Below are 9731 nucleotides of genomic sequence, written 5' to 3'. Positions count from 1 at the left end.
GGGCGCGGGACGGAATCTGCGGGTTCGGACGCGGGTCCGGCGTCTGGTCGTGCGGCGTCCGCGGGACCGGAAGGTCGCGCACCGGGCCGGCGGTCAGCGCGGCGTCGTGGATCGTCGCCAGGTCCACAGCGGTGAGATAGCCGGTCGGCCCGGTCGAGGTCGCGGCCTGCTCCGGCGACGCCGGCAGGGTGTCGACGTCGAGGCCCATCACCCCCGGGCGGCCGACGGTGGTGAACAGGCGCTCGGGGGCCTGGTGACCCTCCTTGGCCCCCAGGTAGTGCATCACCTCGTGCACCATCACGGGCAGGCGGTCGCCGGTGTTCCACCGGTGCTGGTCGGTGCCGACCCCGGTCTCCGAGGTCACCTCGACCGGCGGGTTGCGTCGCGGGTCGGCCTGCCAGTCACGGGTCATGCCGTCGCGCCACGGCGGCGTGTCGACGACCAGGTCGATGTGCAGCAGGCGGCCGTCGGGCAGCGTGTACCGACCGTTGACCATCTCGTCCACGGTGCGTTGCACCGCGTCGGCGAAGTCCCGTAGCTCCCGGGGAGACATTCGGTCGTTCTTGGAGACCAGATCCAGGTGTACGTCGAACGACCGGTAGTCCCGGCCGTCTGCGGTGAACTCCCGGGTGGTGAAGTCGATCGTCGTGATCTCGCCGCGCAGCAGGTGCGTGCCGGGGACGACGGTGTCCTTCCAGGGCACGTACCGTTCGGTGCGCAGTCGTTTCGGCTCCGCGCTCGCCTTGGCCTGCCGGAACTGCGGGCTCGGCCCGGCCCCGGTGGGCGCGGGTAGGTCCGCGACGGCGAGCGGCGCGGGAATGCCACGCGGTCCGTCCGGCGCCGGACCGGCCGTGTCGTGCTGCCCTGTCGTCGGCTGGCCGTCCGGCGTCGGCGCGGTGTCCACGGCACCCGTCGGTCCGGCGCCGGTCCGGTCCGCCCCCGTGCCTCGGCCGTCGGCTTCCACCGGGACGTCGGCCGTCGTGGTGTCGACGGCGGTGGAGCTGAGCGGGCCGGGTGCCGCGACCGCCGGTTCCGGTGCGGGCGTCGCGCCGGCACCGGGATCGGTCGCCGGGGAGGCGACCACGGCCGGACCGTCGACCGAGATGCCCTCGACGGGTGTGACTGGCGGTGGGGGCGCCTCCACGGTGCTGACGACGTCACGCAAGGGAGCGGTCGGCTCGCCGGTGCTTGTCGGGGTCGACGGCGAGGTGCCGGTGGTCGATGTGCTCGGGGTCGACGTGCCGGTGCTCGGCGTGCTGGTCGGTGAACTCGTGGACGGCGGGCTCGTGGACGTCGTCCCGGTGCTCGCCGTGACGGTGGCCGGTGCGGCGGTCGTCGGTGCCGCCGGGCCGGGCATGACGGTGGCCGGAGTGCCGGCGCTCGATGCGGCGGCGCTCGGCGTGACGGTGGACGGTGCCGGGTCGCCGGTTGGGGTGGCCGCGCCGGCCGGCTGGCTGGGCGACGACGCCGGGACAGCCGCCGGGCCGGGGGTGGCGGCGGGCGACGTCGCGGGCGCCGGTGTGTCGAAACCGGTCGGCCCGCTGCTCGGCGTCGGAGCATCGAAACCGGGAAGGCCGCCGCCGTACGGAGCCGTGACGTCCGCGACCGCGGCCGGCGTGCCGATCGTGGGCGTGCCGGTGCCGCTCGGGGTGCCGGTCGTGGGCGTACCGGTGCCGCTGCCCGCCGGGGTGCCGTTCGGCGTGCCCGTCGAGTCGGCGCGCGGGGTGGTGACCTCGCCGCCTGCGAGCGGGCCCGACCCCGGGGCCGCACCGCCGACCCCACGCGGGTCGCCGTCGGCGCCCTGACCGGCGGTGCCGTGCCCGCTCGGGCTCAGACTTCCGGCGCCGTTCGGGCTCGTGCTGCCGCTCGGGCTCGTACTGCCGTTCTGGGCCCCGTCCTGTGAGCCGTCGCGGACCTGACCTCCGCCGGTCTGGCCATCAGCGGTGGGGCTGCTCGACGATGGGCCATCAGCCGTCTGCCCGCCCGCCGTTTGCCCGCCTGCGGTTTGGCCACCCGCGGGTTGCCCGCCCCCGGTTTGGCTGCCCGAGGTCTGACCGCCCGAGGTCTGACTGCCTGGGGTCTGACCGCCCGCGATCTGGCCGTCAGCGGTCTGACTGCCAGGGGCTTGCCCGCCCGCAGTCTGACCGCCCGGGGTCTGACCGCCTGTGGCCTGGCCGCCCGGGGTCTGACCGCCTGCGGCCTGGCCGCCCGGGGTCTGACCGCCTGCGGCCTGACCGCCCGGAGTCTGCCCGCCCGGGGTCTGGCCCCCGGAGGGCTGGGTGCCCGGAGCGTCGCTGCCCTGGCCGGTGTCCTGACTGCCGGGGCCCTGGTTCCCGGAGCCCTGCTGCGCCGGCCCTTGACTCCCGGCATCGCCCTGCCCGGACCCGTGCCCGGACCCCTGACCGGCACCGCCACCCCCGGCGACCGGCCCACCCGAGGGCTGTGGACCCGGGCCGCCGCCCTGGCTGGCCGGACCGCCGCCCTGGCTGGCCGGACCGCCGCCCTGACTGCCCGGGCCGCCGCCCTGACTGGCCGGACCGCCGCCCTGACTGCCCGGGCCGGGGGCGGAGCCGACGGGTGGGGGAACGGGTGGTCCGTCCACGGCCGTGGGCGGAGGCGTGGGCGCGGTGGTCGTGAGGTTGTTCGTCTCGATCGTCGGCGGTGGTGCTCCGGCAGCGGCGCCCGGGCCGTAGCTCTGGCCGACCACTGTGGCGTAGTGGTGGGCCATCCCGCCGATCATCGACGAGCTCATGGTGGCCCACGGGTTGAAGCCGCCGCCGCCGACCATCATGGTGAACAGGCCCTCGAACAGCGTCTCGGCGAGCGCCGACAGCCCTTCCCGCGACAGGACGTTGTTGTTGATCTTCGGGAAGAACTTGCCGCCGATCATCTGTACGCCGCTGACGCCCGCGCCGATGAAGGCGCCACCGGCGAACGCCATCGCCAGATCCTTGTAGTCGAGGGACTTGCGGTTGCCCTCAATGATCTGCGTGACCTGGGCGGCGGCGCTCTGCCAGAGTTCCTCCAGGCCCTCCTGGAACGCCTCCCAGGCCAGCCGCATCAGCATGTTTTGTAGCCGCTGGCGGAACAGGCTGATCAACGCTCCGACGATCTCCTGACCGATCTTGATCAGGGCAGGCACCGCCGCCGCACCGAAGCCGGAGGCCAGCGCGATGGCGATCTCCACGACCTGGGTGAAGGCCGCGATGACGATGTTGTACTGGGTGTTCTCCGAGTCCAGCGCGAAGTTGTAGGCCGAGCCGCCCAGCGCCAGCGCGATGTTGCCGCCGGCCGGCACGTTCCTGGTGATCCCGACCTGGTACTGCTGGAACGCGTCCATCGCCGGGCCGGACAGGCTCCCGGCCAGCCCGTAGCCGAGGTTGGCGGTGGCGCCCATCCCGTTGAGGATGGTGCTGCTGAGCGCGTACAGCTCGTCGCCCATGGCCCGCAGGGCGGTGGGGTCGGCCTTCGGGTACTCCTCGCCGACGGCGACGAGGATCAGGTCGTACGCCCACTGCCACTGCGGGTCGTTGGGAATGTGGAAGTCGGGCATGTCCTAGCGGGGCGCGGGTGGGTGGCTCAGGCGCCGGGGATGATCGGGGTGGGCGTGCCGTCGGGCGCGTAGCTCAGGTACAGCGGCTGGTAGCCGGGCGCGGTGGGGTCCACGGCCGGGTTCTCCTTGACGACGAAGAACCGGCCCTGTCCGGGATCGATCGTCCTGCCGTCCGGGGTGGTGACGGGTGTGCCGGTCAGCGGGGTGATCGAGTCGTAGAGGTTCGCGTCCACCCGGGTGCTGCCGTCCTCGAACGGGTTGAGCGCGATCAGGCGGTACTCCTCGGGCAGCGGCCGGCCGCCGACGTGCGCGGTCGCGTACTCCGGCTGCACGAAGTAGGACGAGATGGCCGGCAGGGCGGCGGTGACCGGGAGCAGCGGCTCGGCGGGCCGCACCGACCGCATGGGCGTGCCCTGCTGCTGCGGAAGGAGCCGGGCCTGCTCGGTGACCGGCGCACCGGCCGGCTCACTGACCGCCAGCTTGCGGGACAGCAGATGGCGCCGGCGCGGCTCACCCTCCGCGGTGGGCTCCAGCACCCGGCCCGTGACGGCTGCCCGCGTCGCGTACGTGGGGCCGTCCAGGCGGTCGAAGTCCTTGGCCATCTTCCGGCTGACGTCCAGGGCGGCCTCGTCCGCCTCCCGGTACGCCCGGCCGCTCTCCGTGAGGCCCTGGGCGGTGTAGTGCAGGGTGCCCTTGACGCCGCCGATGATCGCTTCGAGGTTGTCCAGGCCCTCCAGGAACTTGGTCGAGAACTGCTCGCCCATGTCGTCGTCGCCCCAGGCGTTGGCGTACCGGGCGCGCAGGGCGGTCAACTGGGCGAGGTAGGACTCGTAGAGCTGCACGTGCGACTCGTACGCCCTGCCGAGCCCTTCCACGCCGTCCGGGTCGACCCACAGCCGCCCGCCCGGATTGTTGCTGATCATTCGGGCCCCCGGGTCAGGAGTTCCCGCACGCTCGTCACCATGCGGGGTTCCTTGGGCAGGAACGCGTCGGCCCCGGCCTGGCCCCGGACCAGCTTGTGGGCGTCGAGGCCGTCCGGCAGCACCGGCGCCAGCACCTCGGCCGCCTGGTTCATGACCTGTTCCTTGGCGTCGGCGTAGGTCTCCAGGATGAGCCGGGTCAGGTCGGCGGTGGTGAGCCGCTTGTGGGCGCCGGAGGGGAACTGGACGTCGGTCAGCACACCGTTCTGGCCGACGGTGACGCTCACCTCCCGTCGCGGTGACGTCGCGGTGGCCGAGAGGGCACTCATCCGGGCCTGCATCTCGGCGAGGCTGTTGCGCTGCCGCTCGTACTCCTGGAACAGGCCTTCGATGCGCTCGCTGTAGTTCACGACGGACCACTCCCTCGACGTCGCGGTCCAGTGAAGACGCCGCCCCGGTCCCGCCGGAACTCCGGCCGGGGATCAGTGCATGAAAGTGCAACCACTCTTCCCGGGCTGTCGGCCGGCGCCGCCCGTTCCGGGGGCGCTGCCGTGCAATGTTGGGTGACGTTCGGACATGGTGGCGCGACCGGGTTGCCGCCGGGCACGGCCGCGGATCAACACTCTTCCCTGCCACCGTTCCCTGACACGAGGAGTCCGGCCGTGACGATGCCGATCGTCAGCACCACCGAAGAGGGTATGCAGCGGGCTGCCCAGGAGTTCTCCGACAAGGCCACCGAATTCACCGGCCAGTTGCGCGCGGTCAACGGGCAGATGGCCATCCTGATCTCGTCCTGGACCGGCCAGGCGTCGCAGGGCTTCAACCAGGCCATGGACAACTGGGAGAACGCCTTCCAGCGGGTGATCAACGAGCTGCTCAACATGCTCGAGGTCATGGGTGTCACCACCAAGGGCTACCAGACGGCCGAGGACGAGGCGTCGAGCGTGGCCAACTCCTTCGGCGCGGCCCTGCCGGGCATCTGAGCCGCACCCCGACCCCCGATCTCCCGAGAGGACCGACATGTCCAACTACACCTTCGACTTCGTGCAGGCAGACGCCGTGCTGACCGACATGAACCGCATCAACGGTCAGATCCAGTCGTCGCTGGAGGAGATGGAGCGCACCGTCGAGGCCAGCCTCGCCCAGTGGACCGGTGCCGCCCAGGAGCAGTACAAGGTCTCGAAGCTGGCCTGGAACCAGGCGGCCGACTCGATGGTCGGCTACCTGGAGCAGGCCCGGATGACGCTGCTGCAGATCTCGGACAACTACGGCACCACCGAGCAGCGTCACGCCATGATCTGGAACGACGTCCGCGGCGGCTGAACCGCCGGACGGCCGCCGCGGACGCGGCGTGGCGGCCCACGTCGTCCGTCCCCGGCCCGGTGAGCTAGACGACCCGGGCCGCTGGGGTCTGTGCCAACGTTCCGTCGTCGACTCTCGAGTGGAGTGAGCTCCATGGCCCGCATTGACTGGGGATACCCCAACGACAAAGCCATCAGCGCGATGAACGCCTACGGCATGGGCGACGCCGCCCTCAACAAGCCGGAGGGCACCGTTCAGGCGGCGCACGACTCCTGGATGGCGTTCTACAACAAGAACCAGAACAATCGCACCGGCGTGAACTACGAGAAGTGGAAGGACGAGGTCCGCGCCGAGCATCCGGAGTGGATCGAGGCCCGCGACTGGTACGACAAGAACATCCTCGACACCGACGGCTGGAAGAACCTCGTCAAGACGTACAAGGACAACATCACCGACCCGTCGAACGTGAAGCCGCCCGCGTTCACCGACCAGTCCGACTGGATCGACGACAAGATCCAGACCGGTTCGGGCTTCAAACCGCCGGCGATCAACCCGACGTTCAAGGGTGACACCGCCTCGACCAGTGGCGTGGCGGTCAACACCGCCGCCCTGAAGTGGTTCGCGGAGGACGTGCTGGGCAGCATCACCGGCGCGGGGAAGATCCTGCTCACCACGGCCGACCAGGTGGGCGCGATCGACCCGCGTCCCGGCGCCTTCGCCCGGGCCGAGGTGCTGCGGCAGGCGATCGTCGGGGCGACGGCCCAGGACGGCGGCGTCAAGGGCGACATGAAGGACATGCTCGTCAACATGAACACCGCCCTGCTCGCGGTGCAGGCCGCCCTGCTGAAGATGGCCGCGGAGTACGAGAACCTCGAAGAGCTGAACGCGCTGACCACCGACAAGCTCGGCGAGATCATGGGTGACTCCTTCAAGGGCCTGGACAACCTGAGCACCTACGGCCAGAAGATCGTCAAGACCGACGGAAACTGACGCGGGCGGACAGGTCTCGCCGCTCGCGAAGAGGGACAGGGCATGGGCAACGGTCTCGGTGACAGCAAGCTCGACGGCTGGAACGACCCCGCGGAGGAGGCGGCCACCTTCCCACCCAAGGTGATCCCCGTCAGCGACCTGTACGACTACCAGACCTGGGCGAAGGAGACCCGGGGCTGGCGGAAGCTCGAGGCCGCGGTGAACGGCGGCGCCGCGCTGACCACCGAGAGCGGACAGGACCATGCCAAAACGCTGGTGAGCGTCCGGTCCGTCGTCGAGACCGCGCAGGCCTTCCAGGCGACCCAGGACCTGCTGATCTGGCTCGAACAGACCATCCGTACCGCTGTCACCTCGATGGTCGGCGACGACAAGGCGTGGAAGGGGCCGGCGGCCAACGGGTTCCGCGACAAGATGAACTACTACGCCGACCTGCTCGGCAAGCAGGCAGAGCACCTGGCCGGCGGCGCAGTCCCGGACTCCACCACGGCGGCCAACAGCATCAACTCCTCGACCAACCGCAACTCGCTGCCGTCGCAGCTCTACGACGCCGCCAACCATCTGGCCTGGGCCCAGCAGACGATCACCTACCTGGACCGCGCCTGGGCGTCGATCGCCTCGGACAACGGCGTCGGAAGCGGCAGCGGCCCGGTGCCGATCAGCGGCACGGAGTACGAGAAGCCGATGGCCCAGCAGATGTCCGAGGTCGTCCACACGGTCGCCGAGAAGTACCGGATGACCACCGACAGGGCGGGGACGTCCGGGGTCACCATGCCCACGCCCAGCATCACCACGCCGACGATGCCGAACCTCACCACCCCCAACCTCACGACGCCGAACCTCACGCCCCCGCCGACGGTCCCCCCGCCGGTGTTCACCACGCCCTCCATCGGTGGCGTCACCACTCCGCCGGTCAACGCGCCGCCGAACATCACGGTGCCCACGATCACCCCGCCGAACCTGTCCGGTGGGCCCGGCACCGGCGGACCGCGCACCGGCCAGGGACCGGGGGCCTTCACCCCGCCGTCGTTCTCCGGACCCGGCGAGATCGGTGGTCCCACGCCCGGCGGCGGCAGCGGGCTGCCCGGCTTCGACGCACCGGGCATCAACGGGCCGGGGGGAGCCGGTTTCCCGGGCGGTGGCGGCCTACCAGGTGGCGGCGGCGTGCCGGGCGGGTTCGTCCCCGGTGTGGTTCCGCCGGGCATCAAGCCGCCCGGCTCGGCCAACCTCGGCGGCGGCGCGGGCGGCGCCGGTTCGGTCAAGCCGCCGTCGTTCTCCGGACCGGGTGAGGTGGGCGGCCCGAAGCCCGGGGCCGGCACAGGTGCAGGCATCGGCAGACCGGGCGGCGGCTTCACCGCGCCGGGCGTCCCCGGCTTCGGCTCACCCGGCGGTGCCGGCCCCGGCGCGGGTGGTAGCCCGAGCCTGCCGGAGAAGCCGGACGCGAACGGGCTGCTCGGCAACAGCGACGACTTCGTCCCCGGCGCCGTCGACGGTGTGGACATCCCGGCCGCCCCCGGTGGCGCCGTGCCCGGTGGCGGCGGCTTCCAGTCGCCGATGATGCCGGGCATGCCCGGCGCGGGCGCTCCCGGTGCCGGTGCCGGCGGCGGATCCGGTGTCCCCGAGGCCCCTGACGCCAAGGGCCTGGTGGAGGGCGACGAGGCGGACTGGCGGTCACCCGGGTTGGACGGCGTGCAGGTCCCGGGCGCGCCGGCCGGCGCCTCGTCCGGCGGCGCCGGGCTCGGTGCGGGCATGCCGCCCATGCCCGGCATGCCGGGGCCCGCGGGCGGCGCGAACAATCCCGGCGGGGCCGAGTCGCCCGACGCCCGGGGACTCGTCAGCGGCGATCCGGAGACCTGGGGACCGGTGGGCGTGGACGCGGGTGTACCGGACGGGTCGGGCGGTGCGCCGGCCGGTGGTGACGGGCTCGGCGTCGACGGCCCGCAGATCCCCGCCGCCCCGCCCGTGGCTCCGGGCGTCGGCGTCGACTCGCCGGTGGCGGCGCCGGCCGGCCCCGCCATGCCGATGATGCCCGGAGCGCCGGGTGCGCCGGGCGCCGGTGCGGGCACACCCGGCGGCGGTGTGCCGGACGCGCCCGACGCCTCCGGACTGATCCAGGCCGACCTCGACGACTGGCGTCCGTCGACCCCCGACACCGGCACACCGCAGGCGCCCACCGGAGCGGACGCGGGCGGTGTCGGGCTGGGGGAGCCGGCCCACTCCGCGCCTCCCGTGCCGCCGAGCACCGGTGCGACGCCGCCGGTGGCCGGTGTGGTGCCGCCGGTGGCCGGCCCGCCGGGCGCCAACGCGCCGGCCGGGACCGCACCCCGGACCGCGTCCGACGCGTCCGGTCTGATCCGGACGGACGAGGCCGACTGGACTCCGGCCGGACCGGGGGACGGCGGGCCGGAGGCGGGCGGCGGCACGGCGGCCGGTGGCGGGGGACTCGACGGCTCCGCGCCGGTAGCCGGCGTGCCCGGCCCGCCGCCGGGGCCGGGCGACGCGACGGCGGGCGGTGGCGCGGGACTCGACGGCTCCGCGCCGGTCACCGGCGTGCCGGGCTCGCAACCGGGTCCGCAGGTAGCCGGAGATCCGGGCGTGCCGGGGGCCGCCGCCGAGGAGCCGGCCGCGCCGGAGGTTCCGGCAGCGCCCGTGCCCGGCATCGGCGGTACGTTGCCGGGCGCGCCCGTACCCGAGGTGATCGCACCGCCGACGGCGGTGGAGGTGCCGACCGTGGTCGACCTGTCCCCGGCGGTGGAACCGCCGCCGCGGGCCGAGCCGCCCGCGGCCGTTGCGCCGCCCGCGGTTGTCGCACCGGCTCCGGCCGTCGCGCCGCCTCCGGCCGTCGCGCCGCCTCCGGCCGCCGGCTCCGCGGCGGCCGGCGGTGTCGTGGCGGCTCCGGTGATCGTGGGCCAGCCGGGCATGCCCTGTCGCTTATACACATCTGACGCTGCCGACGAATAGCCTTGTGT

Annotated in this window: 5 protein-coding genes and 1 pseudogene; 3 read left to right on the top strand and 3 right to left on the bottom strand. The window is 73.1% G+C overall.

The window, feature by feature from the left end:
* The 3 genes and pseudogenes from EAD96_RS31560 to EAD96_RS17680 all read right to left on the bottom strand — a co-directional run.
* Positions 1–3553, bottom strand: a pseudogene (locus tag EAD96_RS31560) (sugar-binding protein); the annotation flags it as partial.
* Between the two features lie 26 nt (positions 3554–3579).
* Complete coding sequence (locus tag EAD96_RS17685) at positions 3580–4476, bottom strand: WXG100 family type VII secretion target (protein WP_121685093.1); 897 nt, start codon at positions 4474–4476, stop codon at positions 3580–3582.
* The gene (locus EAD96_RS17680) at positions 4473–4883 is read right to left on the bottom strand and encodes a YbaB/EbfC family nucleoid-associated protein (protein ID WP_121685092.1); all 411 of its coding nucleotides are present in this window, start codon (positions 4881–4883) and stop codon (positions 4473–4475) included. Before EAD96_RS17680 ends, EAD96_RS17685 begins: the two co-directional genes overlap by 4 nt.
* Before the next feature lie 252 nt (positions 4884–5135).
* On the opposite strand from EAD96_RS17680, the gene EAD96_RS17675 reads away from it, so the two are divergent.
* The 3 genes from EAD96_RS17675 (at position 5136) to EAD96_RS17665 (ending at position 6765) form a co-directional block, all read left to right on the top strand.
* Positions 5136–5456 (top strand): WXG100 family type VII secretion target, encoded by a 321-nt coding sequence (locus EAD96_RS17675; RefSeq protein ID WP_091416604.1) that lies wholly within the window; start codon positions 5136–5138, stop codon positions 5454–5456.
* A gap of 37 nt (positions 5457–5493) precedes the next feature.
* Positions 5494–5796, top strand: coding sequence for a WXG100 family type VII secretion target (locus EAD96_RS17670; protein WP_013286988.1), 303 nt, complete (start codon positions 5494–5496; stop codon positions 5794–5796).
* Positions 5797–5928: 132 nt separating this feature from the next.
* Positions 5929–6765, top strand: coding sequence for a hypothetical protein (locus tag EAD96_RS17665; RefSeq protein ID WP_121685091.1), 837 nt, complete (start codon positions 5929–5931; stop codon positions 6763–6765).
* Positions 6766–9731: the final 2966 nt, after the last annotated feature.

This window comes from Micromonospora sp. BL1 (assembly GCF_003667485.1).
Taxonomy (GTDB): domain Bacteria; phylum Actinomycetota; class Actinomycetes; order Mycobacteriales; family Micromonosporaceae; genus Micromonospora; species Micromonospora tulbaghiae.
The sequence above is the reverse complement of the archived record's forward strand: the minus strand, read 5'-3'. Positions and strand labels throughout refer to the sequence as shown.

Excerpts from the sequence above, each read along its gene's own strand:
- EAD96_RS17685 (WP_121685093.1), bottom strand. The coding sequence starts at position 4,476 with ATGATCAGCAACAATCCGGGCGGGCGGCTGTGGGTCGACCCGGACGGC.
- EAD96_RS17665 (WP_121685091.1), top strand. The coding sequence starts at position 5,929 with ATGGCCCGCATTGACTGGGGATACCCCAACGACAAAGCCATCAGCGCG.
- EAD96_RS17670 (WP_013286988.1), top strand. The coding sequence starts at position 5,494 with ATGTCCAACTACACCTTCGACTTCGTGCAGGCAGACGCCGTGCTGACC.